At 74.3% G+C, this 26,830-nt stretch carries 23 protein-coding genes; 21 read left to right on the top strand and 2 right to left on the bottom strand.

Annotated features, from left to right (window positions below; all coding sequences use genetic code 11):
- Positions 1-181 precede the first annotated feature (181 nt).
- The gene (gene ileS, locus ACQP6G_RS01025) at positions 182-3,514 is read left to right on the top strand and encodes an isoleucine--tRNA ligase (RefSeq protein WP_429762316.1); all 3,333 of its coding nucleotides are present in this window, start codon (positions 182-184) and stop codon (positions 3,512-3,514) included.
- 25 nt (positions 3,515-3,539) lie between these two features.
- Here ileS and ACQP6G_RS01020 read toward each other — a convergent pair whose 3' ends face one another.
- The gene (locus ACQP6G_RS01020; protein WP_429762315.1) at positions 3,540-4,259 is read right to left on the bottom strand and encodes an alpha/beta fold hydrolase; all 720 of its coding nucleotides are present in this window, start codon (positions 4,257-4,259) and stop codon (positions 3,540-3,542) included.
- Positions 4,260-4,364: 105 nt separating this feature from the next.
- Between ACQP6G_RS01020 and ACQP6G_RS01015 the strand changes: the two genes are divergently transcribed.
- The 8 genes from ACQP6G_RS01015 to ACQP6G_RS00980 all read left to right on the top strand — a co-directional run bounded on the left by ACQP6G_RS01015 (position 4,365) and on the right by ACQP6G_RS00980 (position 11,796).
- The gene (locus ACQP6G_RS01015; RefSeq protein WP_429762314.1) at positions 4,365-4,841 is read left to right on the top strand and encodes a nitroreductase/quinone reductase family protein; all 477 of its coding nucleotides are present in this window, start codon (positions 4,365-4,367) and stop codon (positions 4,839-4,841) included.
- 51 nt (positions 4,842-4,892) lie between these two features.
- Positions 4,893-6,329: a bifunctional folylpolyglutamate synthase/dihydrofolate synthase gene (locus ACQP6G_RS01010; protein ID WP_429762313.1), complete on the top strand. Its 1,437-nt coding sequence runs from the start codon at positions 4,893-4,895 to the stop codon at positions 6,327-6,329.
- Between the two features lie 142 nt (positions 6,330-6,471).
- Positions 6,472-7,467 carry a dihydroxyacetone kinase subunit DhaK gene (gene dhaK / locus ACQP6G_RS01005; protein ID WP_429762312.1) on the top strand — a complete coding sequence of 332 codons (996 nt, stop codon included), beginning with the start codon at positions 6,472-6,474 and terminating at the stop codon, positions 7,465-7,467.
- A gap of 41 nt (positions 7,468-7,508) precedes the next feature.
- Positions 7,509-8,216 carry a dihydroxyacetone kinase subunit DhaL gene (gene dhaL, locus ACQP6G_RS01000; RefSeq protein WP_429762311.1) on the top strand — a complete coding sequence of 236 codons (708 nt, stop codon included), beginning with the start codon at positions 7,509-7,511 and terminating at the stop codon, positions 8,214-8,216.
- Positions 8,213-8,917, top strand: a complete 705-nt coding sequence (gene dhaM, locus ACQP6G_RS00995; RefSeq protein ID WP_429762310.1) for a dihydroxyacetone kinase phosphoryl donor subunit DhaM — start codon at positions 8,213-8,215, stop codon at positions 8,915-8,917. The genes dhaL and dhaM overlap by 4 nt, the downstream gene beginning before the upstream one ends.
- Positions 8,918-8,974: 57 nt before the next feature.
- Positions 8,975-9,583, top strand: a complete 609-nt coding sequence (locus ACQP6G_RS00990) for a TetR/AcrR family transcriptional regulator (RefSeq protein WP_429762309.1) — start codon at positions 8,975-8,977, stop codon at positions 9,581-9,583.
- Between the two features lie 93 nt (positions 9,584-9,676).
- Complete coding sequence (locus ACQP6G_RS00985; protein WP_429762308.1) at positions 9,677-11,356, top strand: MDR family MFS transporter; 1,680 nt, start codon at positions 9,677-9,679, stop codon at positions 11,354-11,356.
- Positions 11,353-11,796 (top strand): DUF4233 domain-containing protein, encoded by a 444-nt coding sequence (locus tag ACQP6G_RS00980; protein WP_429762306.1) that lies wholly within the window; start codon positions 11,353-11,355, stop codon positions 11,794-11,796. The genes ACQP6G_RS00985 and ACQP6G_RS00980 overlap by 4 nt, the downstream gene beginning before the upstream one ends.
- 33 nt (positions 11,797-11,829) lie before the next feature.
- Here ACQP6G_RS00980 and ACQP6G_RS00975 read toward each other — a convergent pair whose 3' ends face one another.
- On the bottom strand, positions 11,830-12,861 hold the full coding sequence (locus ACQP6G_RS00975; RefSeq protein WP_429762305.1) for a type IV toxin-antitoxin system AbiEi family antitoxin domain-containing protein: 1,032 nt from the start codon (positions 12,859-12,861) through the stop codon (positions 11,830-11,832).
- Positions 12,862-13,037: 176 nt separating this feature from the next.
- Between ACQP6G_RS00975 and ndk the strand changes: the two genes are divergently transcribed.
- From ndk to rimM, 12 genes are all read left to right on the top strand, one after another.
- Complete coding sequence (gene ndk, locus ACQP6G_RS00970) at positions 13,038-13,496, top strand: nucleoside-diphosphate kinase (protein WP_429762304.1); 459 nt, start codon at positions 13,038-13,040, stop codon at positions 13,494-13,496.
- 142 nt (positions 13,497-13,638) lie between these two features.
- Positions 13,639-17,220, top strand: a complete 3,582-nt coding sequence (smc, locus tag ACQP6G_RS00965; RefSeq protein WP_429762303.1) for a chromosome segregation protein SMC — start codon at positions 13,639-13,641, stop codon at positions 17,218-17,220.
- A 4-nt stretch (positions 17,221-17,224) separates the two neighbouring features.
- The gene (locus ACQP6G_RS00960) at positions 17,225-17,551 is read left to right on the top strand and encodes a hypothetical protein (protein ID WP_429762302.1); all 327 of its coding nucleotides are present in this window, start codon (positions 17,225-17,227) and stop codon (positions 17,549-17,551) included.
- 72 nt (positions 17,552-17,623) lie between these two features.
- Entirely contained in the window at positions 17,624-18,802 is a 1,179-nt protein-coding gene (gene ftsY / locus ACQP6G_RS00955; protein WP_429762301.1) for a signal recognition particle-docking protein FtsY, read from the top strand.
- Positions 18,803-18,978: 176 nt separating this feature from the next.
- The gene (locus ACQP6G_RS00950; protein WP_429762300.1) at positions 18,979-20,265 is read left to right on the top strand and encodes an ammonium transporter; all 1,287 of its coding nucleotides are present in this window, start codon (positions 18,979-18,981) and stop codon (positions 20,263-20,265) included.
- Positions 20,262-20,600, top strand: coding sequence for a P-II family nitrogen regulator (locus tag ACQP6G_RS00945; RefSeq protein WP_429728391.1), 339 nt, complete (start codon positions 20,262-20,264; stop codon positions 20,598-20,600). The genes ACQP6G_RS00950 and ACQP6G_RS00945 overlap by 4 nt, the downstream gene beginning before the upstream one ends.
- Before the next feature lie 12 nt (positions 20,601-20,612).
- Positions 20,613-22,457: a [protein-PII] uridylyltransferase family protein gene (locus ACQP6G_RS00940; RefSeq protein WP_429762299.1), complete on the top strand. Its 1,845-nt coding sequence runs from the start codon at positions 20,613-20,615 to the stop codon at positions 22,455-22,457.
- 46 nt (positions 22,458-22,503) lie between these two features.
- Entirely contained in the window at positions 22,504-24,129 is a 1,626-nt protein-coding gene (ffh, locus tag ACQP6G_RS00935) for a signal recognition particle protein (RefSeq protein ID WP_429762298.1), read from the top strand.
- Positions 24,130-24,182: 53 nt separating this feature from the next.
- Positions 24,183-25,286, top strand: a complete 1,104-nt coding sequence (locus ACQP6G_RS00930) for an amidohydrolase family protein (protein WP_429762297.1) — start codon at positions 24,183-24,185, stop codon at positions 25,284-25,286.
- A gap of 195 nt (positions 25,287-25,481) precedes the next feature.
- The gene (gene rpsP / locus ACQP6G_RS00925; protein ID WP_429762296.1) at positions 25,482-25,901 is read left to right on the top strand and encodes a 30S ribosomal protein S16; all 420 of its coding nucleotides are present in this window, start codon (positions 25,482-25,484) and stop codon (positions 25,899-25,901) included.
- Complete coding sequence (locus ACQP6G_RS00920; protein WP_429728397.1) at positions 25,901-26,140, top strand: RNA-binding protein; 240 nt, start codon at positions 25,901-25,903, stop codon at positions 26,138-26,140. Before rpsP ends, ACQP6G_RS00920 begins: the two co-directional genes overlap by 1 nt.
- A gap of 137 nt (positions 26,141-26,277) precedes the next feature.
- Positions 26,278-26,829, top strand: coding sequence for a ribosome maturation factor RimM (rimM, locus tag ACQP6G_RS00915; RefSeq protein WP_429762295.1), 552 nt, complete (start codon positions 26,278-26,280; stop codon positions 26,827-26,829).
- The last annotated feature ends 1 nt before the right edge of the window (position 26,830 follow it).

Raw genomic sequence — 26,830 nt, 5'->3', positions numbered from 1 at the left:
GTAGAACCGGACGGGTAGGCCCGTCACAGCCGTGAACGAGCGGCGGACGTCAGCACGACCGGCGTCCGCAAGCGGGGTGGTACCGCGGGACCCGCGCCCTTCGGGGCGGGGGCGTCGTCCTCGCACAGCAGCACCGACGTCGTACCACCGACCGCCAGCTCGTCCGCACAGGAGCCCACCCATGGCCTATCCGCAGCACCGCTCGTCCGACCCCTCGTCGCAGGCAGACCGACAGGGCGCCGCCTTCGGCATCGCCGGCGTCCCGGCGTCCCCGGAGCTGCCGGCGATCGAGCGCGAGGTCCTGGACTTCTGGGCCGCCGACGACACGTTCCGCGCGTCGGTCGCGAAGAACCCGGCGGGGGAGAACGGCTCCAACGAGTTCGTCTTCTACGACGGCCCGCCGTTCGCGAACGGCCTGCCCCACTACGGGCACCTGCTCACCGGCTACGCCAAGGACGTCGTCCCGCGCTACCAGACGATGCGCGGCAAGCACGTGGAGCGCCGCTTCGGCTGGGACACGCACGGCCTGCCCGCCGAGCTCGAGGCCATGAGCCAGCTCGGCATCAAGACCAAGGACGAGATCCTCGAGCTCGGCATCGAGAAGTTCAACGCCGCCTGCCGCTCGTCGGTGCTGAAGTACACCTCCGAGTGGCGCGACTACGTCACCCGGCAGGCGCGCTGGGTCGACTTCGACCACGACTACAAGACGCTCAACGTCACCTACATGGAGTCGGTGCTGTGGGGCTTCAAGAAGCTCTACGACGCGGGCCTCGTGTACGAGGACTTCCGCGTGCTGCCGTACTGCTGGAACGACCAGACACCGCTGTCCAACCACGAGCTGCGCATGGACGACGACGTCTACCAGACGCGCCAGGACCCGGCCGTGACCGTCGGCTTCGACGTCGCGACCGTGCCCGCCGGGCAGGACGTGGTGCGCCCCGGCGACAAGCTCCTCGTCTGGACGACGACGCCGTGGACGCTGCCCTCCAACCTGCTCGTCATGGTCGGCGAGGACATCGACTACGCCGTCGTCGAGTCGTCGTTCACCGGCACGCCGCAGCGCTACGTCCTCGCCGAGGCGCGCGTGGACGCGTACGCGCGCGAGCTCACGGACGAGGGCGAGGACGCCCCGCGCGTCGTCGGGCGTCTCACCGGCCGCGAGCTCCTGCAGACCTCCTACGTGCCGCCGTTCTCCTACTACGAGGGCCGTGAGCGCGCGCACCGCGTGGTCGAGGCGGACTTCGTCACGACGACGGACGGCACCGGCCTGGTGCACAGCGCCGGCGCGTTCGGCGAGGACGACAAGGTCGTCTGCGACCGCGAGGGCGTCGCCTCTGTCATGCCCGTGGGGGCGGACGGCAAGTTCACGCACCCGGTCGAGGAGTACGCCGGCCTGCAGGTCTTCGACGCGAACCTGCCGATCATCGACCACCTCAAGGCGCGCACCCGCGGGGAGGCGGACGCCGGGTCGGTCACCGCCGGCACGGTGCTGCTGCGCCGCGAGTCGTACGCGCACTCCTACCCGCACTGCTGGCGCTGCCGGCAGCCGCTGATGTACATGGGCGTGTCCTCGTGGTTCGTCGAGGTCACGAAGTTCAAGGACCGGATGGTCGAGCTCAACCAGGAGATCTCCTGGACGCCGGAGCACATCAAGGACGGCCAGTTCGGCAAGTGGCTCGCGAACGCCCGCGACTGGTCGCTGAGCCGCAACCGCTTCTGGGGCTCCCCGGTGCCGGTCTGGAAGAGCGACGACCCGGCGTACCCGCGCCTGGACGTGTACGGCTCGCTCGAGGAGATCGAGCGCGACTTCGGCCGCCTGCCGCTCGGCCCCGACGGCGAGCCCGACCTGCACCGCCCGTTCGTCGACGAGCTCACCCGCCCCAACCCCGACGACCCGACGGGGAAGTCCACGATGCGCCGCGTCGAGGACGTCATGGACGTGTGGATGGACTCCGGCTCCATGCCGTACGCGCAGGTGCACTACCCGTTCGAGAACGCGGACTGGTTCGAGCACCACTACCCGGGCGACTTCATCGTCGAGTACATCGGCCAGACCCGCGGCTGGTTCTACCTGCTGCACGTGCTCGCCACCGCGCTGTTCGACCGGCCGGCGTTCCGCACCGCCGTCTCGCACGGCATCGTGCTGGGCTCCGACGGTCGCAAGATGAGCAAGTCGCTGCGCAACTACCCGGACGTCTCCGAGGTCTTCGACCGCGACGGCTCCGACGCGATGCGCTGGTTCCTCATGGCCAGCCCGATCCTGCGCGGCGGCAACCTCGTCGTCACGGAGGAGGGCATCCGCGACTCCGTGCGCCAGGTGCTGCTGCCGCTGTGGAGCACGTACTACTTCTTCACCCTGTACGCGAACAGCGCCGCGGACGGCGCGGGCTACACGGCGAAGCCCGTCACGGCCGAGCGCGTCCCCGGCCTGCCCGCCCTCGACCGGTACCTGCTGGCGCGCACCCACGACCTGGTCGCGACGGTCACCTCGCAGCTCGACGCCTACGACATCTCCGGCGCCTGCGAGTCCGTGCGCGAGCACCTCGACGTCCTGACCAACTGGTACGTGCGCACCCAGCGGATGAGGTTCTGGGCCGAGGACGCCGACGCCTTCGACACGCTGTACACGGCGCTCGAGACGCTGACCCGCGTCATGGCGCCGCTGGCGCCGCTGCTCACCGAGGAGGTCTGGCGCGGCCTCACCGGCGGCCGTTCCGTGCACCTCACGGACTGGCCCTCGGCCGACGGCGTCGTCGACGCCGCCCTCGTGCGCGACGACGAGCTCGTCGCCGCGATGGACGAGGTGCGCGCCGTCGTGTCCAGCGCGCTCGCGCTGCGCAAGGCCCACCAGCTGCGCGTGCGGCAGCCGCTGGCCCGCCTCACGGTGGCCGTCCCCGACCCCGGGGCGCTCGCGGACTACGTGGGCCTCCTGACGTCGGAGCTCAACGTCAAGGCGGTCGACCTCGTCGCGGCGGACGCCGACGCGTCGGAGCGGTTCGGCATCACCGAGCGGCTCGCGGTCAACGCCCGGGCCGCCGGCCCGCGCCTGGGCCGTGGCGTCCAGGCCGTCATCAAGGCGGCGAAGGCGGGCGCGTGGCGCCGGGGCGACGACGGCGCCGTCGTCGTCACGACCGACGCCGGCGACGAGCCGCTGCTCGAGGCGGAGTACGAGCTCACCACCGTCGTGGGCGACGCGGCCGGGGAGCACGTCGCCGCGTCCGTGCTGCCCGGCGGCGGGTTCGTCGTCCTCGACCTCGCGCTCGACGACGCCCTGCGCGCCGAGGGCTACGCCCGCGACGTCATCCGCGACGTGCAGGACGCCCGCAAGGCCGCCGGCCTCGAGGTCAGCGACCGCATCGCGCTGGAGCTCGACGTCCCCGCCGAGCACGCCGCCGCGGTGGAGGCCCACCGCGAGCTCATCGCCCGCGAGACCCTCGCCCTCGACCTCGCCGTGGTCGCGAGCGACGGGCAGCGCGCCGTGCGCGTGAGCAAGCGGGAGACGCCGGCCGGCTGACCCGGGCTGCCGTCGGGACCCGCCGTCACGCCCCGCCGCCAGGGCCTTCCTGCGCGAGGTCGAGGAACGCCTCGACCTCGCGCAGGAAGGCGTCGGGGTGGGTCGGGTGCACCAGGTGGCCGCCCGGCAGCGTGACGAACCGCGCGTCGGGCAGGCGCGCGGCCATCCGCGCCATCGCGTCCTGCGGCAGGAAGCTCTCGGGGCCGCCGCCGACGACGAGGGCCGGTGCGCGCACCCCGGCCAGGCCGTCCACCCACGCGCGCTCGGGCGCGTTGAGCGCGGCGAGCACGGCCGGGCGGATGCGGCGCTCGTAGAACGACGCGTCGTCCGAGGCGTCCGGCACCGGCAGGCCGAGCGGCTCCAGGGGCGGGCACTCCTCGAGCACGAGGGCCGCGACCCGGCCCGGGTCGTGCACGGCCACGAGCAGCCCGAGGAGCGCCCCGAGCGAGTGCCCGACCAGCACGAAGCGGTTGAGGGCGAGGTCGTCGAGCAGGAGGAGCACGTCGTCGCGCAGCGCGGTCACCGACGCCGCGCCGACGGCCGGGCTGCGGCCCGCGCCGCGCAGATCCGGCACGACGACGTCGGCGCGGCGTGCCAGGGGCCCGACCAGAGGGTCCCACGTGGAGCCGTCGCCGCCTCCGCCGTGCAGGAGGACGACGGGCGCCGCGCGCGTCCCGGGCGGGCCCGGGACGGTGCGGCGGGCGAGGCGGACGGGAGCGTCGGGGGAGTCCGGGTGTGCGGCCACGGCCCGACGGTAGCCCCGGCCGACGACAGCGGCGCGCCGCCGCCGGCCGGGGCTAGCCTGGTGCTCCCCGGCGCGACGGCGCCGGCTCCCCGCGAGGAGTCCCGCATGGCCGCGACACCCGCCCCCGAGAAGCGCCCTTTCGTGCCGCCACGCTGGTTCGTGCGGTCGGCGTGGGCGGTCCAGCGCGCCGGCTACCGGATCAGCGGCGGGCGGTGGCCGCTGCGCCGGCCGACCCCCGGCGGCAAGTTCGGCATGCTGCGCCTGCGCGTCGTGGGACGCCGCAGCGGCCAGGAGCGCGCCGTGATCCTCGGGTACGTCGAGGACGAGGGTCGATACGTCACCCTCGCGATGAACGGCTGGGGCGACCCGCCGCCGGCGTGGTGGCTCAACCTGCGGGCGCACCCCGACGCGGAGGTGGACACGGTCGACGGGCCGCGCCCCGTGCGCGCGACGGCGGCGCAGGGCGAGGAGCGCGACCGGCTGTGGGCGCTCGTCGGCCGCCACCAGGGCTGGGGCGAGGTCGACCGGTTCGCCGCGCACCGCGCCGGGGAGACCCCGGTCGTGGTGCTCGCGCCGCGCTGAACGACCGTCGCGGGCCCCGACGGTCGGGCGCGCAGCGCCTATCCTTCGGGGGTGACCCCCGACGCTGAGAACAAGCCCTCGTCCGCCGCGCGCAAGGCCCGCACGGCCGAGCGCCAGGCCGCCCGCGCGGCGGCGGAGGACGCCGTGGCGCAGGAGTCGCTGCGCGAGGTCTACGCGGAGATCATGTCGCGGGCGCCGGAGCACGACATCGACCCGACGCTCGACCGCGTCCGGCGGGTGCTCGAGCTCCTCGGCGACCCGCAGCACGCGTTCCGCGCCATCCACCTCACGGGCACGAACGGCAAGTCGTCGACGGCGCGCATGACCGAGCGCCTGGTGCGCGAGCACGGGCTGCGCACCGGCCTGTTCACCTCGCCCCACCTCACGAGCGTCACCGAGCGCATCCAGGTGGACGGCGAGCCGCTCAGCGCCGCGCGGTTCGTCGAGGTGTGGGAGGACGTCGCGCCGTACATCGGCGTCGTCGACCGCGAGTCGCAGGAGGCGGACGGCCCGCGCCTCAGCTTCTTCGAGGTGCTCACCGTCATGGCGGTCGCCGCCTTCGCGGACGCCCCGGTCGACGTCGCGGTGGTCGAGGTCGGGATGGGCGGCCGGTGGGACTCCACCAACGTCGTGGACGGCGAGGTCGCGGTGCTCACCCCGGTCGGCATCGACCACGAGCGCTGGCTCGGCTCCACGCTGGCCGAGATCGCCACCGAGAAGTCCGGCATCGTCAAGGAGGGCGCCACGGTCGTCAGCGCCGAGCAGGACGTCGTCGTCGACGAGATCCTGCGCGAGCGGGCGGCGGAGGTCTCGGCGCACCTGCTGCGCGAGGGCGTGGAGCTCGAGGTCGCCGGCCGCCGGGCGGCCGTCGGCGGACAGCTCGTCGACCTGCGCACCCCCGCCGGCCTCTACACCGAGGTGCTGGTGCCCCTGCACGGCGCGTACCAGGCCCACAACGCGCTCCTCGCGCTCGCCGCGGTGGAGGCGTTGCTCGGCGGCCGTGCCCTGGACGGCGGGGTGGTCGAGACGGCGTTCGCCGACGTCGTCGTGCCGGGGCGCCTCGAGGTGGTGCGCTCCAGCCCGACCGTGCTGGTGGACGCGGCGCACAACCCGCACGGGGCGCAGGCCCTCGTCGACGCGCTCGACGAGGAGTTCGACCTCCCGCGCCTGGTCGGCGTCGTCGCCGTGATGGCGGACAAGGACGTCGAAGGGCTGCTCGCGACCCTGGAGCCGGCGCTCACCGAGCTCGTCCTCACGAAGAACTCGTCGGCCCGCTCGGCCGACCCCGAGGACCTGCTCGAGGTGGCCCAGGAGATCTTCGGCGAGGACCGGGTCCGCACGGCCGCGCGCCTCGACGAGGCGCTGCAGGTGGCGGCCGACCTCGCCGAGAGCGGCGACCAGGTGGGCGTCGGCACCGGGCGCGGCGTGCTCGTCACCGGCTCGGTCATCACGGTCGCGGACGCCCGGATCCTGCTCGGCCGCGGCTGACGCGCCCGTCCGGGACGTCGGGAGGGCGCACGCACGATCACCCGCCCGACATCCCGCGGGGGTGCTGCGTGGTGTGGCGCCCGGGTGTTGGATGGGGGCAGGCCGCCGCGCTGCAGGGCGGTGCCAGGCGAGGAGGCGCGACATGAAGAAGCTGCTCGACGACCCCGCGGACGCGGTGACCGACTCGCTCGCGGGATTCGGGCTCGCCCACGCCGACCTGGTCGAGGTGCACGACGAGCCCGTGTACGTGTCGCGGGCCGGCGGCCCCGTGCCGGGCAAGGTGGGGCTGGTCAGCGGCGGCGGCTCCGGGCACGAGCCGCTGCACGCCGGGTTCGTCGGCGACGGGATGCTCGACGCGGCGGTGCCGGGCGCGGTGTTCACGTCGCCCACGCCGGACCAGATCGTGCCGGCGGTCCTCGGCGCGGACTCGGGCGCCGGCGTCGTGGCGATCGTCAAGAACTACACGGGCGACGTGCTCAACTTCGAGACCGCCGTCGAGCTCGTCGAGGCCGAGGGCTCGCAGGTCACGACGATCCTCGTCAACGACGACGTCGCCGTCGAGGACTCCCTGTACACGGCCGGCCGCCGCGGCGTCGCCGGCACGGTCTGCGTGGAGAAGATCGCGGGCGCCGCCGCCGCTCGCGGCGACGACCTCGGCGCGGTCACCGAGGTCGCCGGACGGGTCGTGGCGAACGTGCGCACCATGGGCGTCGCGCTCACGGCGTGCACGGTGCCGCACGTCGGCAAGCCGTCGTTCGACCTGCCCGACGACGAGGTCGAGATCGGCATCGGCATCCACGGCGAGCCCGGCCGGCACCGCATCCCCTTCACGGGTGCCACCGGGATCACGCGCAGCCTGCTCGACCCGGTCGCCGACGACCTGCGCCTGACCGACGGCGACGACGTGCTCCTGTTCGTCAACGGGATGGGCGGCACGCCGCTGTCCGAGCTGTACGTCGTCTATGGTCGAGCGCGCGGGCTGCTCGAGGAGCGCGGTGTCACCGTCTCCCGGTCGCTCGTGGGCAACTACGTGACGTCGCTGGAGATGCAGGGCGCGTCGATCACGGTGCTGCGGCTGGACGACGAGCTGCGGGAGCTGTGGGACGCGCCGGTGCGCACGGCGGCGTTGCACTGGTGACGGGCGTCGCGGGGCGCCCCGAGGCGAGGAGGCGTGCGGTCATGGGGCTCGACGTGGCATGGGCGGAGCGTTGGGTGCGGCGCACCGCCGACGTCGTGGCGGGGTCGAAGGACGAGCTCACGGAGCTCGACCGGCAGATCGGGGACGGCGACCACGGGGAGAACCTGCACCGCGGGTTCCAGGCCGTGGTCGCGAAGCTGGACGAGCCCGGGGCCCCGGAGCGCACGGAGGTCGGCGACGTCCTCATGCTCGTGGCCACCACCCTCATGTCGAAGGTCGGCGGCGCCTCCGGCCCGCTGTACGGGACGGCGTTCCTGCGGGCGGCGAAGCGGTCGGCCCGCCCCAGCGTCGACGGGTCCGGCGTCGTCGTCCTGCTCGACGCCGCGCTCGAGGGCGTGACGTCGCGCGGCAAGGCGCAGGTGGGGGAGAAGACGATGGTCGACGCCCTCGCCCCCGCGGTCGAGGCGGCCACCGCCGCCGCGGACGCCGGCCAGGAGCCGGTCGAGGTGCTGCGGGCGGCCGCCGACGCGGCCGACGCCGGCGCGACGGGCACGATCCCGCTCGTGGCGACCAAGGGCCGGGCGTCCTACCTGGGGGAGCGGAGCGCCGGCCACGAGGACCCGGGCGCGCGCTCGACGGCGCTGGTGCTGCGCGCGGCGCTCGACGCGGCGCTCGGCGCCACGCCCGACGCCACGCCCGACGCCACGCCGGGTGCCGTGGCGGGCGAGGCGGAGGCGGTCGGGGAGTGACCGTCGGGCTGCTGCTCGTCTCCCACTCGGCGCGCCTCGCCGACGGGACGGTCGAGCTGGCCCGCGAGATGGCGCCGGACGTCGTCCTGGAGAGCGGGGCGGGCGACGGCGCCGGCGGCCTGGGCACGTCGTTGGAGGTCGTGCAGGACGCCCTCGGGCGCGCGCTGCCGCGCGTCGACGGCGTCGTCGTGCTGGCCGACCTGGGCTCCGCCGTGCTGACCGTCGAGACGGCGCTCGAGCTCGACGAGGACCTGGTCGGCCGGGTGCGCCTCGCCGACGCGCCGTTCGTCGAGGGCGCGGTCGCCGCGGCGGTGGCGGCGCAGCAGGGCGCCGGGCTGGACGCGGTGCTGGCCGCCGCCGAGGGCGCGGGGGCGCCCGCTGCCCCTGCACCTGCACCTGCCCAGGCTCCCGCCGATCCGTCGCTCGAGCCGGTCGAGACCACCGCGACGGCCAGCGCCCGCGTCGTGATCCGCAACCCGCTGGGCCTGCACGCCCGCCCGGCGGCGGTGGTGGCGCGGGCCGCGGCGGCGTTCGGCGGGCCGGTCACCCTCCAGGGCGTCGACGCGACGAGCGTGCTGCAGCTCATGGCGCTCGGCACCGCCGCGGGCACCGAGGTCGAGGTGTCCGCGCACGGGGCGGACGCGCGCGACGCCGTGGCCACCGTCGTCGGGCTGATCGAGGGCGGCTTCGGCGAGGTGTGATGACGCTCACAAGAAATTGCACTTGGTGCAATATTGCAGTGGGTGCATGATTGTCCGGTGACTCCTCCCGCCGGCGACCTCGGACTGCGTGAGCGCAAGAAGCGCGCGCGCACGGACGCGATCGTCGACGCCGCCCAGCGCCTCGTGCTCGAGCGAGGCCTGGACGCCGTGACGGTGGAGGAGATCGCCGAGGCGGCCCAGATCTCGCCCCGCACGTTCTTCAACTACTTCGAGTCGAAGGACGACGCGGTGCTCGGTCAGGGGTCGTTCGAGCTGAGCGCCAATACCCGCGAGGCATTCGCGGCCGGGGGCCCCACCGGGCGTCTGGCGGCGGACCTCGAGGTGCTCGTCCGGTCGTTGCTCTCCGCGTTCGCCGGCCCCGGCAAGCACCAGGGCGAGCAGGTGATGGAGATCCTGCAGCTCGAGCCGCGCCTGCTCGGCCGCCACTTCGCGTGGTTCGAGCGGCACAAGACCCAGGTCGTCGCGCTGTTCGAGCGGCGGCACGAGGCGGCACCCCTGCCGGCCGACCCCGAGATGTGCGCCATGGTCGTCTTCGTCGTCACGCGGGCGGCGATGGACGACTGGGCGCGCACCGGCCACGAGGGCGACGTCGGCGACCACGTGCCGCACGTCGTCGGCCAGCTCGCCGCCGTCCTCACCTCCTGAGCGTCGGGCACCTCCGCCCGCACGCCCTCCTCGAGCACCCCAGCCCCCGTCACTACCCCGGCGCCCCCGCGCGCCACCGATCCGAGGTGTCCCATGAGCAGTGCCCCTGCTGCCGCGCCGGACAAGCCCGTCGTCGTCCTGACGCAGCGCACCGTCTGGCTGATCTTCGGCGCCCTGATGGCGTCGATGTTCCTGTCCTCCCTCGACCAGACGATCGTCGGCACCGCGATGCCCACGATCGTCGGCGAGCTCAACGGCGTCGAGCACCAGGGGTGGGTCGTCACCGCCTACATCCTGGCCGTCGCCATCGGCATGCCCCTGTACGGCAAGTTCGGCGACCTCATGGGCCGGCGCTGGCCGTTCCTCGTCGCGATCGGGCTGTTCACGCTCGCGTCCGTGGGCGCCGCGCTGTCGCAGAACATGATCGAGCTCGTCCTGTGGCGCGCCCTCCAGGGCCTCGGCGGCGGCGGCCTGATGATCCTGTCGCAGTCGATCATCGCTGACATCGTGCCGGCCTCCGAGCGCGGCAAGTACATGGGTCCGCTCGGCGCCCTGTTCGGCATCTCGGCCGTCCTCGGCCCGCTCCTGGGCGGCTGGCTCACCGAGGGCCCCGGCTGGCGCTGGACCTTCTGGATCAACCTGCCCGTCGGCGTCGCCGCGTTCGTCGTCGCCTGGTTCGCGCTCAAGCTGCCCTCGCACCGCTCGACCCGCCCCGTCGACTGGGGCGGCATCGTCACGATGGCTGTGGCCACGACGGGCATCGTGCTCGTCACCAGCTGGGAGTCCCTGTCGTCGTCCGGCTACGACTGGACCGACTGGCGCCTGTCCGGGCTCCTCGTGCTGACGCTCGCCGCCGTGGCCGCGTTCATCCTCGTCGAGACGCGCGTCGCCGAGCCGCTGATCCCGCTGCGGCTGTTCAAGAACCGTACGTTCACCATCACGACGCTGATCGGGCTCGTGCTGGGCATGGGCATGTTCTCCGCGATGGCCATGATCCCGACGTTCCTGCAGATGTCCACGGGCGCCGGTGTCACCGAGTCGGGCTGGCTGATGCTCCCGATGATGGCCGGCATGATGCTCACCTCCATCGTCTCGGGTATCGCGATCTCCAAGACGGGGAAGTACAAGGCCTACCCGGTGGCCGGCCTGATCGTGGTCGCCCTGGCGATGGTCTGGCTGACCGGCCTCGCCGGCGACATGTCGATGTGGACCTTCGGCGCGATGATCTTCACGCTGGGCGCCGGCATGGGCCTCGTGATGCAGACCGTCGTGCTGGCGGTGCAGAACGCCGTCGACCCGCACGAGCTGGGCACGGCCACGAGCTCCAACAACTTCTTCCGCGAGATCGGCGCGGCCGTGGGCTCCGCCCTGTTCACGACGATCTTCACCACCCGCCTCACGGACAACCTCACCGAGGTCTTCGCCGGGGCGCCCGCCGGGGCCGGCGGCGCGGGGGAGTCGAGCCTCACGCCGGGCGTCGTGCAGTCGCTGCCCGAGCCGCTCAAGTCGGGCATCATCGACGCCTACGCCGACGCCCTCGCGCCGTCGTTCTGGTACCTCGTGCCGCTCGTCCTCGTCGGCCTCGTGCTGGCGTTCTTCCTGCCCGTGATCAAGCTGTCCGACGTCGCCGGCATGGTGGCGCGGGGCGAGGCGGTCGCGGACCCGGCCAAGGCCGGGGCGCTCGACGAGCTGCCGGTCGCGGACGGCGTGTCGGAGGTCTCCGACGACGACGGTCCCGGCACCCGCGAGCGCGCGGATATCGTGGGGTCGTGAGCAAGAAGGACGACCGTCCCCGTCCGGGGGACCGCATCAAGCCCCGCAAGCCCGCCAAGGTGCAGTTCACGTCGATGATGCTGCAGCTGGAGGCGTTCGTGGTGCTGTTCGCCGGCGTCGCCCTCTACGGGCTGCGGAACACCGGCTACGAGCGCGGCCCCCTGGTGATCGAGTCGCCGCTCGCCCTGTGGCTCGTGATCGGCGTGCTGTTCGTGGTCCTCCTGGTGATGTCCCGCATGGTCGGGACGCCGATGGGGTACTACGCGGGCACGGTCGTGCAGGTGCCCGTGCTGGCGATGGGCCTGCTGCTGCCGATGATGTTCGTCGTCGGCGTGGTGTTCGTCGCGATGTGGGTCGTCTCGCTGCGCCTGGGCGGCCGCATCGACCGCGAGCGTGCGGAGTACGACGCCGAGCACCCGGAGACGGCGCCGAACCTCTGACCCGAGCACCCTTCGAGCACGGGATCCGTATCGCTATACACCGGTTGAGCGATACGGATCCCGTGCTCGAAGGGTGCTCGGCTGCTGAGGGAGGGGTTGTCCGGGAACCCAGCCGAGGTTGCGCAGCCGCGCGGCGATCTGGTGTCCGAGCCCGACGGGACCGTAGAGGTCACGGCCGGTGACCCGCTGCATCACCACTCCGCCGTCGGCGACGAGGGCGTTCTGCCGCCGCCGGTCCTCGTAGAGGGCCGCAGGTGCGGTATGCACCTCGGAGCCGTCCGCCTCGAGCCAGAACCATCGGCCGTCGGGCAGGCGCCACACCATGTCGCCGCGTCCGAGGAACGTCCCCCGGTCGTCGACGAGCACGCGCTGCAGGTCGTCCGGAGGAACGTCGGCGTCGATGCACTCGAGGCGGACCGCCGTCTCGAGCGGGGACTCGGCGCGCCCGTCGACCAGCTGCCACCAGGCGTGGGTGCGCTCGACCCCGCGGCGTCCGCGAGCGAGGTCGTGGGCCTGCTCCACCTGGGCGCGCGTGATGAGGCCCTGGTGGACGGCGTCGTCCAGGACCGCGACCGCGTGCCGCCGGTCGAGCGTCGGGACGGCTTGCGCCAGGGCATGGAGCACGGTGGGGACCCTGCGCCCGGCGACCAGCTTCGTCGGTGTCGCCGGGTCGTACTGGCGGACGACGGCGACGTCTGGCTGGAGTCGGGCCGCGCCGGGGAGGCTCGCCTCGGGGGTGATCCGGACGGGGAGCCCCCGGACCCCGTGGAAGACGAGTGCGCTCTGGCCGACGGGCATCGCGTTCGGCCCGAGGGCGAGGACGGCGCGCCACGCCGACCAACGCCGTCGATGGTCGAAGAGGTCGGGGCGCTCACGGTGCTCGACCGGTACCGGGTCCGTGTCGTAGACGCTTGGCGCCACCCGCACCCATCTGCCCTGTCGCGCCATCCGTGCGAGGCGCGTCCGGGTCATCCCGGCCGCCTCGCACTGGGCGGTCGTGATCAGACCGGCCTGCGCACGTGCGACGTCGAGGACTCGGGCCGGTGGAGGGGAGAGCGGGCGCATCTCCGCACTCGACCACCGCGCGGCGGCCCCCTCGTGCGCAGCCGGGCGCCCTGTGGACAGGCGATGCCTGGGGGCAGCGTCGAACCCTTCGAGCACGGGATCTGTGTCGTCATTCACGTGATGGCGGTACGGATCGCGTGGTCGAAGGCACCCTCGGCGCCGATAGGCTTTCCGCCATGACCGACGCCGCAGACACGAAACTGCCCGCCGAGCCCGCCATCGAGCGCACCCTGGTGCTCGTCAAGCCCGACGGCGTCCGCCGCGGCCTGTCCGGCGAGGTGCTGCGGCGCATCGAGGCGAAGGGCTACACGCTCGTCGCCGTCGAGCTGAAGCAGGCCACGACCGAGCTCCTCGCCGCGCACTACGCGGAGCACGAGGGCAAGCCGTTCTACCAGCCGCTCGTCGACTTCATGCTCTCGGGCCCGACGCTCGCCGTCGTCGCCGAGGGCCAGGGCGTCATCCCCGGGTTCCGTTCGCTGGCGGGCGCGACCAACCCCACCGAGGCGGCCCCCGGCACCATCCGCGGCGACCTCGGCCGCGACTGGGGACTCAAGGTGCAGCAGAACCTGGTGCACGGCTCCGACTCGCCCGAGTCCGCGGCCCGCGAGATCGGCCTCTGGTTCCCGAACCTCTGAGCCCTCGCACGTCACGCCACACTCACGCACGACGTCGCACGGCCGGGCCCGCACGGGCCCGGCCGTCGGCGTGTCCGGACGTCTCCGGGCGGGACCGGCGTAGTTCCGCGGATCGGCGGGATCCGGCGGTTAGGCTCGCCGGGTGCACCTCAAGACGCTCACGCTCCGCGGCTTCAAGTCGTTCGCCTCGGCGACGACGCTGAGCCTCGAGCCGGGCATCACGTGCGTCGTCGGGCCGAACGGCTCGGGCAAGTCGAACGTGGTCGACGCGCTGTCGTGGGTGATGGGGGAGCAGGGCGCCAAGTCGCTGCGCGGCGGCAAGATGGAGGACGTCATCTTCGCCGGCACCGCCGGCCGTCCGCCGCTCGGCCGGGCCGAGGTGTCCCTCACGATCGACAACACCGACGGCGCGCTGCCGATCGACTACACCGAGGTGACGATCACCCGCACGCTGTTCCGCAGCGGCGGGTCGGAGTACGCGATCAACGGCACCTCGTGCCGGCTCCTCGACATCCAGGAGCTGCTGAGCGACTCCGGCATCGGCCGCGAGATGCACGTCGTGGTGGGGCAGGGGCAGCTCGACGCCGTGCTGCGTGCCACCCCCGACGACCGCCGCGGCTTCGTCGAGGAGGCGGCCGGCGTCCTCAAGCACCGCAAGCGCAAGGAGAAGGCGCTGCGCAAGCTCGAGGCGATGCAGGGCAACCTCGCGCGCCTCACGGACCTCACCGCGGAGCTGCGCCGCCAGCTCGGCCCGCTCGGGAGGCAGGCGGAGGCGGCGCGCAGGGCACGGACCGTCCAGGCCGACCTGCGGGACGCGAAGGCCCGGCTCCTCGCCGACGACCTGGCCCAGCTCACCGCCCAGATGGCCCAGGAGCGGGCCGACGAGGCGGCGCTGCGCGAGCGTCAGCAGGAGACGGAGCGGGGACTGGAGCGGGCGCGGGAGCACCTGGCGCGGCTCGAGGTCGCGGCGTCCGCCGCGGTCGCGGACGCCGGCCGCGCGGCCGACGCCTTCCACGCGCTGAGCGCGCTGCGCGAGCGGCTGCGAGGGCTGGCCACGCTCGCCGACGAGCGGGTGCGGCTGCTGGGCGCCACCGAGCCGGAGCACCGCGGCCAGGACCCGGCCGACCTGGAGGCACAGGCCGAGCGGGCGCGGGCCACGGAGGCGGAGCTGACCCGCGAGGTCGAGCTCGCGCGCGCCGCGCTCGAGTCCGCGGTCGCCGCGCGCACCGACGCCGAGAAGGCCGCGGACGCCGCGGAGCGCGAGCTCGCGACCCTGCACCGCGGCGCCGCCGACCGGCGCGAGGGCCTCGCCCGGCTGTCCGGGCAGGTGGCCGCGCGCCGCAGCCGCGTCGAGGCGGGTGACGCGGAGCTGGAGCGCGTGCGCGAGGTCGTCGCCGAGGCGGAGCGCCGGGCCGAGGAGGCGGCGCGCGAGTTCGGCGCGCTCGAGGTGCAGGTCGTGGGCGCCGAGGAGGGCGAGGAGGACCTCGACGCCCGGCACGAGGAGGCGACGACGGCGCTCGCCGAGGCGCAGGCGGCCGTGCAGGACCTCGAGGCCCGCGCGGCGGAGGCCGAGCGCGACCGCGCCACCTGGAGCGCGCGGGTCGAGGCCCTCGAGCTCAGCCTGGACCGCAAGGACGGCGCGGGCGCCCTGCTCGCGGACGCCGCGCCCGGCGTGCTCGGCTCGGTCGCCGCGCTGCTCGGCGTCGAGGCGGGCTACGAGGACGCGGTGACGGCCGCCCTCGGCCCGGTCGCGGACGCCGTGGCCGTGCGCGACCTCGACGCGGCGGTCGACGCGCTGCGCCGCCTGCGCGACGACGACGCCGGCCGCGCCGGGCTCGTCGTGGGCGGCACCGACGACGGCGCGCCGGGCACGTCCCCGGTCGCCGCCGACCTCCCCGACGGCGCGCGCCGGGCGCCCGACGTCGTCACCGTGGCAGGGCCCGCGGCCGCCCCGCTGCGCGCGCTGCTGCGCGACGTGGTCGTGGTGGACGACCTGGCCCAGGCGCGCGCCCTGGTCCAGAAGGCACCCGGCGTCGTCGCCGTGACGCGGGCCGGCGACCTGCTGGGCGCGGCGCGGGCCTGGGGCGGCTCCGCGGCCGCGCCGAGCGTGCTGCACCTGACGTCGGCGCTCGACGAGGCCAAGGAGGGGCTCGACGACGCGGCCGCCCGCGGCGAGCGCTGCCGCTTCGAGCTGGTCGGGGCGCGCGAGCGTCTCGAGGCCGCGCAGGCCGCCCACGACGACACCCTCGCCCGGCTGCACGAGTCGGACGCCGCCCTCGCCGCCGTCGCGGAGCAGCTCGGCACGCTGGGCTCGGCGCACCGGTCCGCGCTCGCGGAGGCCGAGCGGCACCGCGCGACGCTCGCCCAGGCCGCTGAGCGCCGGGAGGCCGACGAGGCGGAGCTCGCCGAGCTGGCCCGGCGCCTCGAGGTCGCCGAGGCTGAGCCCGCGCAGTCGCAGGAGCAGGTGGCCGAGGCGCAGGCGGCCCGCGAGGCGGCGCAGGAGGCAGCCACCGCGGCACGCGCGGCGGAGACCGAGGCGCGGCTCGAGCTGCGCACGAGCGAGGAGCGGGCGCGCGCCGTCGCCGGCCGTGCGCAAGGCCTCGCTCGGGCCGCGGCGCAGGAGCGCGCCGCGCGGGAGAAGGCGGAGCGGCGGGCGGTGCAGCGCGCGGCCGAGGCGCGGACGGCGTCCGCGGTGCGCGACGACGCGGGCACGGCCCTCGCCGTCCTCGCCCGCTCGATCGAGCGGGCCCAGGCCGAGCGCGCCGCCGCCGACGAGGAGCGCGGCGCGCGGCAGCGGGAGCTCGAGGCGGTCCGCACCGACGCCGACCGGCTCGCGCGCGAGCTGCGCGACCTCACCGATGTCGCGCACCGCGACGAGGTGGCGCGCGCCCAGCAGGTGGCGCGGCTCGAGCAGCTGCAGGCCCGGGCGGTGGACGAGCTGGGCAGCGACCCCGACGTCCTGGTCGAGGAGTTCGGCCCGCACCGCGACGTGCCGGTGGCGCGCCCCGCCGACGCCGCCGAGGAGGAGCCGGACCCGGAGCCCGTGCCGTACGTGCGCGCGGAGCAGGAGAAGCGGCTCGCGACGGCGGAGCGTGCGCTCGCGCGCATCGGCGCGGTCAACCCGCTCGCGCTGGAGGAGTTCGCGGCCCTGGAGGAGCGGCACCAGTTCCTCACGGAGCAGCTGGCGGACCTCAAGAAGTCGCGCCAGGACCTGCTGCACATCGTCGAGGAGATCGACGAGCGGGTGCAGCAGGTCTTCGCGGAGGCGTTCCGCGACACCGCGGAGCAGTTCGAGCGGGTCTTCGGCCGGCTCTTCCCGGGCGGCGAGGGGCGCCTGGTGCTCACCGAGCCGGGTGATCTTCTCACCACGGGCATCGAGGTCGAGGCGCGCCCGGCGGGCAAGAAGGTCAAGCGGCTGTCGCTGCTGTCCGGCGGGGAGCGGTCGCTCACGGCGGTCGCGTTCCTCGTGTCGATCTTCAAGGCGCGCCCCAGCCCGTTCTACGTGATGGACGAGGTGGAGGCGGCGCTCGACGACGTGAACCTGGGCCGGCTGCTGGAGATCTTCCGCGAGCTGCAGGAGGACTCCCAGCTCATCGTCATCACCCACCAGAAGCGCACGATGGAGGTCGCGGACGCGCTGTACGGCGTGACCATGCGCGGCGACGGTGTGACGACCGTCATCTCCCAGCGGATGCGCGAGACCGTCGATGCGCGGGGAGAATAACGCCATGCTCACGTTCGTCCTCTGGGTCCTCGGGTCCCTCGTTCTCGCCGCGGTGGTGTTCCTCGTGGCCAACGTCATGGAGCGTCGTGAGGGTCAGGACGACGAGGCACCCGGCCTCGGTCGCTTCCTCCGCGACTTCCGGTCCGGGCTGCGCCGCAGGCGCGTCGCGCCCCCTGCCCCGGTCGAGACCGGGATGGACGAGTTCTTCGCCGCGACGGTCGAGGACGCCCCGGGCTACGTCGACCCGGAGGAGCTCACCGACGCCCTGCACCGCGCGCGCCTGCAGGCGCGCAGCTCGTGGCACGTGGGGAGCGTCCGCAAGCCGGAGTGACCCCCTCGTCCGGGGCTCCGCCGGCGGTCCTCGCCGGGCGGTGCGGTCGCGCGCTTCTGGGAGACTGTCCGCGTGACTGATCAGCTCTGGCTCTGGATCCTTCTCGGCGTCGTCGTCGTGGTCGGCGGCGGTGCCGCACTGCTCGTCCCGAGGTCGCGCCGCCGGCGCCCCGACCAGCAGATCGACCAGCAGGTCGACCAGCCGGTCGACCGGCGGGACGACGGCGTCACGACGGTGGCCCCCGCGCCGGAGGGAGCGTCGGTCGACGCGGGCCCCGCGGCGGAACCGGCGGCGCCCGCGCTCGAGACGCCGGAGCCGGTGGCCGGGCGCCTGGTGCGCCTGCGCGACCGGCTCGCCCGGTCGGGCTCGCCGCTCGGCGCGCGGCTGCTCAGCGTGCTGTCCCGCGACCACCTCACCGAGGACGACTGGGACGAGCTCGAGGAGACGCTCCTGCTCGCCGACATCGGCGCCGGACCGGCCGAGGAGCTGCTCGAGGCCCTGCGCACGCGCGTGCGCGTGCTCGGCGTCCGTGACCCGAAGACCGTGCGGGACCTGCTGCGCGAGGAGCTGCTCAAGGTCGTCGACCCGGCGCTGGACCGCGACGTCGCCACGACCGGCCCGGTCGGTGCCGACGGCGCGCGGCTGCCCGCCGTCGTGCTCGTGGTGGGCGTCAACGGCACGGGCAAGACGACGACGGTCGGCAAGCTGGCGCGGGTGCTGGTCGCGGAGGACCGGTCCGTGGTGCTCGGGGCGGCCGACACGTTCCGCGCGGCGGCCGCCGACCAGCTGCAGACCTGGGGCGCCCGCGTGGGCGTGGAGACGGTGCGCTCGGACCGCGACGGCGCCGACCCGGCCGCCGTCGCGTTCGACGCGGTGAAGCGCGGCAAGGCCGAGGGCACGGACGTCGTCCTCGTCGACACCGCGGGCCGCCTGCAGAACAAGGCGGGCCTCATGGACGAGCTGGGCAAGATCACCCGCGTCATCACCCGGGAGGCGCCGCTCGCCGAGGTGCTGCTCGTGCTCGACGCCACGACGGGGCAGAACGGCCTCAACCAGGCCCGCGTCTTCAGCGAGGTCGCCGGCGTCACCGGCATCGTGCTCACCAAGCTCGACGGGACCGCCCGCGGCGGCATCGTCGTCGCCGTGCAGCGCGAGCTCGGCGTGCCGGTCAAGCTCGTCGGGCTGGGGGAGGGCCCCGACGACCTGGCGCCGTTCGACCCCGAGCAGTTCGTGGACGGCCTGCTGGGCTGACCACCGCCGCACCCGCGGCACCCCGCGGCACCCCGTGACAAGGCCCCGTTAACGCAAAGTTGACGCGTGACGGGGCCTTGTCACACCCGCGAAACACCAGAACACTCCAGGCGAAACCCCGCCCGACCACGGTAGTGCCCGACCCGGCCGCCCGGCTGGTGAGGGAGGAACAACTCATGGAGCTGGACACCGGAGCAACCGCGTGGATGCTGATGTCGGCATCTCTCGTGCTCCTGATGACCCCTGGACTCGCGCTCTTCTACGGCGGGATGGTGCGCGGCAAGTCCGTGCTGAACATGATGATGATGTCGTTCGGCGCGATCGCCGTCGTCGGCGTCGTCTACGTGCTGTGGGGCTGGTCGATGTCCTACGGCGCCGACCTCGGCGGGATCGTCGGCAACCCGTTCGACCAGTTCGGGCTGTCCGGCGCGATCTACGACGCCGCGGGCGAGTTCGCGATCGACGACTTCGGCGTCCCCGGGATCGTGGGCGTGGGCTTCCAGGCGACGTTCGCCATCATCACCGTCGCCCTGATCTCCGGCGCGATCGCCGACCGCGCCAAGTTCGGCACCTGGATGGTCTTCGTGGCCGTGTGGGTGACCCTCTGCTACTTCCCGATGGCGCACATGGTCTGGGGCGGCGGCCTGCTGTCCGGCGACGGGCCGTTCGCGTCCATCGCGACGCCGATCGACTTCGCCGGCGGCACCGTGGTGCACATCAACGCCGGTGTGGCCGCGCTGGTCCTCGCCCTGGTGGTCGGCAAGCGCAAGGGCTTCGGCTCCGAGCCGATGCGCCCGCACAACCTGCCGCTCGTCATGCTGGGCGCGGCGCTCCTGTGGTTCGGCTGGTTCGGCTTCAACGGCGGCTCCGCCTTCACCGCCGACGGCTTCGCCGGCCTCGCGTGGGTCAACACGACGGTCGCCACCGCGGCCGCGGTGCTCGGCTGGCTCCTGGTGGAGAAGCTGCGTGACGGCTCCGCGACGTCGCTCGGTGCGGCGTCGGGTGTCGTGGCCGGGCTCGTCGCGATCACCCCGGCCGCCGGGTCCGTCAGCCCCGTGGGCTCGATCGCGGTCGGCGCGATCGCCGGCGTGCTCTCCGCCTTCGCGGTGGGTCTGAAGTACAAGCTGGGCTACGACGACTCGCTCGACGTCGTGGGCGTGCACCTCGTCTCCGGCCTCTGGGGCACGGTCTCCATCGGCTTCCTGGCCACCGAGACGGGCCTGTTCTACGGCGGCGGCCTGAACCAGCTCGCGGTCCAGGCGATCATCGCCGTCGTCGCGATCGTCTTCTCCGGCATCATCACCTACCTCATCGCGATCGCGCTCAAGGCGGTCATGGGCTGGCGGGTCTCCGAGGAGGCCGAGGTCGGTGGCATCGACCTGGCGGTGCACAGCGAGTCCGCGTACGAGACCGTCCCGCAGGGTTCCGCCAGCGGCCAGATCAAGAGGGAGATCCGCGCATGAAGCTCGTCACCGGGGTCGTCCAGCCCCACCGCCTGGACGACGTGAAGTCCGCCCTCGAGGCCGCCGGCATCCGCGGGATGACCGTCAGCGAGGCCAGCGGCTACGGACGCCAGAAGGGCCACACCGAGGTGTACCGGGGCGCCGAGTACACGGTCGACCTGGTGCCCAAGGTCCGCGTGGAGGTCCTCGTCGCGGACGAGGACGCGTCCACCGTCGTGGACGTCGTCGTCAAGGCCGCCCAGACCGGCAGGATCGGGGACGGCAAGGTGTGGACCACGACGCTCGACGACGTGGTGCGCGTGCGCACCGGCGAGCACGGCGACGCGGCCCTCTAGGAGACGCGGACAGTGCTCCCGGACGACCAGCCGGGCGCGACCGAGCCCCGCACCCCGGACGCCGGGGTGCGGGGTTCGCGCGTCGACGACGGCGCCACCACGACCCCTGCGGTGGGCCCCCTGCGCGCGGACCTGCTCGCCGCCGCCGACGGCCTGACCGGCCCCGGCCGGTCGGGGGTCGCGCGCCGCACGGCCCTGCAGCAGCTCGTCACCGACCGGCTCACCCCCCTGTACGAGACCGCCACGGCCGACGTCGACCCGACGGGCCTCGCGCTGGCCGCCGTCGGCAGCCTCGGCCGCGGCGAGCTCGGTCCGCTGTCGGACCTCGACCTCGTGCTCGTGCACGACGGCCGCACCCACAAGCCCGACGAGCTCGCCCGCGTCGCCGACGCGCTGTGGTACCCGCTGTGGGACTCCGGCGTCGACGTCGACCACGCCGTGCGCTCGCTGAGCCAGACGCGTCGGCTCGCGTCCACCGACCTGCCCGCCGCCGTCGGCTGGCTGGACGTGCGGCCCGTGGCGGGGGACGCGGTCGTCGTGCACCGCGCGGCCTCCGCGATCCTCACCGACTGGCGCTCGGCGTCCCGCCGCCGGCTGCCCGAGCTGCTGCACAGCGCCCGCGACCGGGCCGAGCGCGCGGGGGAGCTGGCGTACCTCATCGAGCCGGACCTCAAGGAGTCGCGCGGCGGCATCCGCGACGCCGTCCTGCTGTCGGCGCTCGCGGCCACGTGGCTCACCGACCGCCCGCACGGCCGCGTGGACCGGGCGTACGCGCACCTGCTGGACGTGCGGGACGCGGTGCACGTCGTGACGCGGCGCCGCTCCACCAAGCTGCTGCTCGCCGACCTCGACGAGGTGGCCGCCCGCTGCGGGTACGACGACCCCGACGAGCTGCTGGCCAGCCTCGCCGAGGCCGGTCGGGAGATCTCCTACGCGCTGGACTCCACCGTGCGCCGCGCCCGGCAGGCGCTGCAGCGTCCCGCGGTCCGCCGGCCCGTCATGGTCCGGGGGCGCCGGTCCGCGCCGCGGCTGCGGTCGGTGGGCGACGGCCTCGTGGAGCACGACGGCGAGCTGGTGCTGGCCGTGGGGGCGCAGCCGGCCGAGGACCCGCTGCTGCCGCTGCGGGCGGCGGCCACCGCGGCGCGCACCGGTCTCGTGCTCTCGCCCGTGACCGTGCAGTCGCTCGCGGGGTCCCCGCCGCCGCCCGCGCCGTGGCCGCCCGCCGCGCGCTCCGCGCTGCTCACGCTGCTCGGCGCGGGGCCGGCCCAGGTGCCGGTCTGGGAGGCGCTCGACCTGGCCGGCGTCGTCACGACCTGGATCCCCGAGTGGGCGGCCGTGCGCAACCGCCCCCAGCGGGCCGCGGTCCACCGGCACACCGTGGACCGGCACCTGGTGGAGACGGCGGCGCGCGCCGTCCGGGTGCGCCGCCAGGTCGCGGCGGACGGGGGCGTCGCGGCGGCGCCGACGGAGCAGCTCCTGCTCGGCGCCCTGCTGCACGACATCGGCAAGCGCCGCGGCGCCGTCGAGCCCGACCACTCCGTGGAGGGCGCCCGCGTCGCCCCCGGCATCGTGCTCCGGACGGGGTTCGGCGAGGACACGGCGCGCGACGTCGGCCTCGTCGTGCGCCACCACCTCACTCTCGCGCGCCTCGCGACCACGGCCGACCTCGAGGACCCGGCCACGGTGGCGGAGCTCCTCGACGCGCTCGAGCACCGCGGCGACCTGCTCGAGGTGGTGCGCGTGGTCACGGAGGCGGACTCGTCGTCGCTGGGCCCGGCGGGATGGACGGCGTGGCGCGCGAGCCTCGTGGACGACCTCACGGGGCGGGCCCGTCGGGCGCTCGCCGTCGGACGGTAGGCTAGGTGGCCGCACCCCACGACGACCTCTCCTAAGGACCTGCCTGGTGTTCAACTCCCTGTCGGACCGGCTCACCGCGACGTTCAAGAACCTGCGCGGGCGGGGTCGGCTCTCCGAGGCGGACATCGACGCGACCGTGCGCGAGATCCGTCGGGCGCTCCTCGACGCCGACGTCGCCGTGCCCGTCGTGCGCGAGTTCACCTCCGCGGTGCGCGAGCGTGCGCTGTCCGCCGAGGTGTCCGGTGCGCTGAACCCGGCGCAGCAGGTCGTGAAGATCGTCAACGACGAGCTCGTGTCGATCCTCGGCGGCCAGACCCGGCCGCTGCAGCTCTCGAAGACGCCGCCGACGGTCATCATGCTCGCCGGCCTCCAGGGCGCCGGCAAGACGACCCTCGCCGGCAAGCTGGCGCTGGCGCTCAAGGAGCAGGGCCACACGCCGCTGCTGGTCGCTGCCGACCTGCAACGCCCCAACGCGGTGACCCAGCTCTCCGTCGTGGCCGAGCGGGCCGGCGTCCCGGTCTACGCGCCGCACCCGGGCAACCAGGGCGCGGAGACGGACGTCGTCATCGGCGACCCCGTGGGCGTGGCCCGTGACGGTGTCGCCGAGGCGAAGGTCAAGCAGCACGACGTCGTCATCGTCGACACCGCGGGCCGCCTGGGCGTCGACCAGGTGCTCATGCAGCAGGCCTCGGACATCCGCGACGCCGTGCAGCCCGACGAGGTCCTGTTCGTCATCGACGCGATGATCGGCCAGGACGCCGTCGCCACGGCGAAGGCCTTCGAGGAGGGCGTCGACTTCACCGGCGTCGTCCTGTCCAAGCTCGACGGAGACGCGCGCGGCGGTGCCGCCCTCTCCGTGGCGACGGTGACGGGCCGCCCCATCATGTTCGCCTCGACCGGTGAGAAGCTCACCGACTTCGAGGTCTTCCACCCCGACCGCATGGCGTCGCGCATCCTCGACATGGGTGACGTGCTCACCCTCATCGAGCAGGCCGAGAAGGCCTTCGACGCCGAGGAGGCCGCCAAGATGGCGGCCAAGGTGGAGAAGGGCGAGGACTTCACGCTGTCCGACTTCCTGGTGCAGATGCAGCAGATGAAGAAGCTCGGCTCCATGAAGAAGATGCTCGGGATGATGCCCGGCATGGGGCAGATGCGCGAGCAGCTCGAGAACTTCGACGAGCGCGAGGTCGACCGGGTCCAGGCCCTCATCCAGTCGATGACGCCCGCCGAGCGCGACAACCCCAAGATCATCAACGGCTCGCGCCGCGCGCGCATCGCGCGGGGCTCCGGCCAGACGACGACGGCCGTCAACCAGCTCCTCGAGCGGTTCACGCAGGCGCAGAAGATGATGCGCCAGATGAGCAAGGGCGGCGGCATGTCGGGCATGCCCGGCGGCGTCCCGGGGATGCCGGGGATGCCGGGGATGCCGGGCGGGGGCAAGAAGTCGCGCGGCAAGCAGGCGCCCTCGAAGAAGGTCAAGGGCAAGTCCGGCAACCCCGCGAAGCGGGCGCAGCAGGAGCGCGAGGCCATGCAGCGTGCGCTCGGCGGCCCCGCCGCGAAGCCGTCCCCGCAGGGCTCCGCGTTCGGGATGGGCGGCGAGGAGCCGGCCGAGCAGGACCTCTCGAAGCTCCAGCTGCCGGACGGGCTCGACAAGCTGCTCGGCGGACGCTGAGGCGCACGGACCGGCCTCCACGGCCCGGCCCCCCGACTCGGTAACCTTCGACCATGTCTGCCCCGCACGTCCCGCTGCACGTCACCGGCCACGTCCTGCTCGGTCACGATCGCGACGTCGGCGAGATGTGGGTGCGCGACGGCCGGGTCAGCCTGACCCGCCCGTCGCCGCAGGGCAGCGCCACCCGCGAGCTCGAGGGCTGGGTGCTGCCGGGTCTGGTGGACGTGCACTGCCACGTGGGCCTCGGCCCCGACGGCGCGGTCGACCAGGCGACGGCGGAGGCCCAGGCCGTCGCCGACCGCGACTCCGGCGTCCTGCTCGTGCGCGACGCGGGCTCGCCCGTGGACACGTCCTGGGTCCAGGAGCGCCCCGACCTGCCGCGCCTCGTGCGCGCCGGCCGGCACCTGGCACGCCCCAAGCGCTACCTGCGGGGCTTCGGCCTCGAGCTCGACGACGTGGGAGCGCTCCCCGACGCGGTGCGCGCCCAGGCGCGCCGCGCGGACGGCTGGGTCAAGCTGGTCGGGGACTGGATCGACCGCGAGGCGGGCGACCTCGGCCCGCTGTGGCCGCGCGACGTGCTCACGGAGTCGGTCGCCGCCGCGCACGCGGAGGCCGCGCGCGTCACGGTGCACGCCTTCTCCGAGGAGGTCGTGCCCGACCTGCTCGCCGCGGGCGTGGACGGCATCGAGCACGGGACGGGCGTCATGGGGGCGCTCGTGGACGAGGTCGCGGCGCGGCGCATCCCCGTGACCCCCACGCTGCTCCAGGTGGCCCGCTTCGAGGAGATCGCCCGTCAGGCGGAGGGGAAGTACCCGGAGTACGCGGCGCGGATGCGGCGCATGCACGCCCGCCGGTACGAGCACGTGCGCGCGCTCCACGAGGCGGGCGTGCCCCTGCTCGTCGGGACCGACGCCGGCGGCACGCTCGGGCACGGGCGGGTCGTGGACGAGTGCGCCGAGCTGGTCGCGGCCGGCATCCCCGCCGCCGACGTCGTCGCGATGGCGACCTGGCGGGCGCGCGAGCTGCTGGGCTTCGGCGCCCTCGTCGAGGGGTCCAGCGCGGACCTGGTGGTCTACCCCGCCGACCCGCGCGAGGACATCGAGGTGCTGCGGCACCCGACCGCCGTCGTGCTGCGCGGGCAGGTCGTCCGCGGCTGACCTCCCCGCGCCGGGGCGAGAGGTGCGTCACCCGTGGTTGGAGCGGGCACGCCCGGTCTGGCACAATGGCGGGGTACTCGGCGTGCCCAGGCCCCTCTCTCCTGCGCAGGTCGCGTTCCTGACCTCCGGACACCGCCAGGACCCCACCCGGCGGCGCGTGAGGTCGCCCCACCAGAACCAGGAGACACCACCACAGTGGCCGTCAAGATTCGTCTGAAGCGCCTCGGCAAGATCCGGGCCCCGTACTACCGCGTCGTCGTGGCCGACTCGCGCTCCAAGCGCGACGGGCGCGTCATCGAGGAGATCGGGAAGTACCACCCGACCGAGGAGCCGTCGTTCATCGAGATCAAGTCCGAGCGGGCGCAGTACTGGCTCGGCGTCGGTGCGCAGCCGACCGAGCAGGTCGCCGCGCTGCTCAAGATCACCGGTGACTGGCAGAAGTTCAAGGGTCTTCCGGGCGCCGAGGGCACCCTCAAGACCAAGACCGCGAAGGCCGACAGCGCCGCCGCGGTCGAGGCCGTCGCCGCCGAGGCCGAGAAGGCCAAGGCGAAGGCTGCCGAGAAGAAGGCCGAGGAGCCGGCGGCCGAGGCCACCGAGGCTGAGGCCGAGGCCTGATGCTCGCCGAGGCCCTCGAGCACCTGGTGCGCGGCATCGTGGACAACCCGGACGACGTCCGGGTGGCTTCGCGGACGCAGCGCCGGGGCGACCTGCTCGAGGTGCGGGTGCACCCCGACGACCTCGGCCGCGTGATCGGCCGGGGCGGACGGACGGCGAAGGCGCTGCGCACGGTGGTCGGCGCCCTCGCGACGGACGGCCCCGTGCGGGTCGACGTCGTGGACGTCGACCGGCGCTGACGCGTGCCGCACCCGCTGCCGTAGCACTGACGAGGCCCGACCCCACCGAGAGTGGGGCCGGGCCTCGTCGTCTGCCGCGAGGCATGCTGGGACCGGTGGTCACCGGCCCACGAGAACAGTTCGAGACAGGAGTGGTCATGCAGCTGGTGGTGGCGCGCGTCGGGCGGGCGCACGGGCTCCGGGGCGAGGTCGGCCTCGACCTGCGCACCGACAACCCCGAGGAACGGCTCGCGGTGGGGCTCACCCTCGCGACCGAGCCGGCCGAGGCCGGGCCCCTCACGGTGACCGCCGCGCGGGTGCACCAGGGCCGCTGGCTCGTGTCCTTCGCGGAGGTGGCCGACCGCACCGCGGCCGAGGCGCTGCGGGGCGTCGAGCTCGTCGTCGAGGCCGACGTCTCCGACGAGGAGGACGCCTGGTACCCGCACGAGCTCCAGGGCCTGCGGGCCGAGTTCGAGGACGGGACCGTGGTCGGCGAGGTGACCGGCCTCGAGCACCTGCCGGCGCACGACGCGCTCGTCGTGCGGGAGACCGGCGGCGAGCGCACGCTCGTACCGTTCGTCCGCGCCATCGTGCCGGAGGTCGACGTCGCGGGCGGGCGCGTCGTCCTGACGCCCCCCGGCGGGCTGCTCGCCCGGGACGCGGCGTCCGCCGTCGTCGACCGGGCGGACGACGCCCAGGGCGAGGGCTGAC

The organism is Isoptericola nanjingensis (assembly GCF_050311635.1).
Classification (GTDB): domain Bacteria; phylum Actinomycetota; class Actinomycetes; order Actinomycetales; family Cellulomonadaceae; genus Isoptericola; species Isoptericola nanjingensis.
This window is presented reverse-complemented; position numbering and strand designations above follow the sequence as displayed.

What these genes read in the sequence shown, in the direction of transcription:
- dhaK (WP_429762312.1), top strand. Translation starts at nt 6,472, where the DNA reads ATGAAGAAGCTGCTCGACGACCCCGCGGACGCGGTGACCGACTCGCTC.
- ACQP6G_RS00930 (WP_429762297.1), top strand. Translation starts at nt 24,183, where the DNA reads ATGTCTGCCCCGCACGTCCCGCTGCACGTCACCGGCCACGTCCTGCTC.
- ACQP6G_RS00920 (WP_429728397.1), top strand. Translation starts at nt 25,901, where the DNA reads ATGCTCGCCGAGGCCCTCGAGCACCTGGTGCGCGGCATCGTGGACAAC.
- ACQP6G_RS01015 (WP_429762314.1), top strand. Translation starts at nt 4,365, where the DNA reads ATGGCCGCGACACCCGCCCCCGAGAAGCGCCCTTTCGTGCCGCCACGC.
- ACQP6G_RS00975 (WP_429762305.1), bottom strand. Translation starts at nt 12,861, where the DNA reads ATGCGCCCGCTCTCCCCTCCACCGGCCCGAGTCCTCGACGTCGCACGT.
- ACQP6G_RS00950 (WP_429762300.1), top strand. Translation starts at nt 18,979, where the DNA reads ATGGAGCTGGACACCGGAGCAACCGCGTGGATGCTGATGTCGGCATCT.
- ACQP6G_RS00945 (WP_429728391.1), top strand. Translation starts at nt 20,262, where the DNA reads ATGAAGCTCGTCACCGGGGTCGTCCAGCCCCACCGCCTGGACGACGTG.
- rimM (WP_429762295.1), top strand. Translation starts at nt 26,278, where the DNA reads ATGCAGCTGGTGGTGGCGCGCGTCGGGCGGGCGCACGGGCTCCGGGGC.
- ACQP6G_RS00960 (WP_429762302.1), top strand. Translation starts at nt 17,225, where the DNA reads ATGCTCACGTTCGTCCTCTGGGTCCTCGGGTCCCTCGTTCTCGCCGCG.
- ACQP6G_RS00985 (WP_429762308.1), top strand. Translation starts at nt 9,677, where the DNA reads ATGAGCAGTGCCCCTGCTGCCGCGCCGGACAAGCCCGTCGTCGTCCTG.
- ileS (WP_429762316.1), top strand. Translation starts at nt 182, where the DNA reads ATGGCCTATCCGCAGCACCGCTCGTCCGACCCCTCGTCGCAGGCAGAC.
- ndk (WP_429762304.1), top strand. Translation starts at nt 13,038, where the DNA reads ATGACCGACGCCGCAGACACGAAACTGCCCGCCGAGCCCGCCATCGAG.
- dhaL (WP_429762311.1), top strand. Translation starts at nt 7,509, where the DNA reads ATGGGGCTCGACGTGGCATGGGCGGAGCGTTGGGTGCGGCGCACCGCC.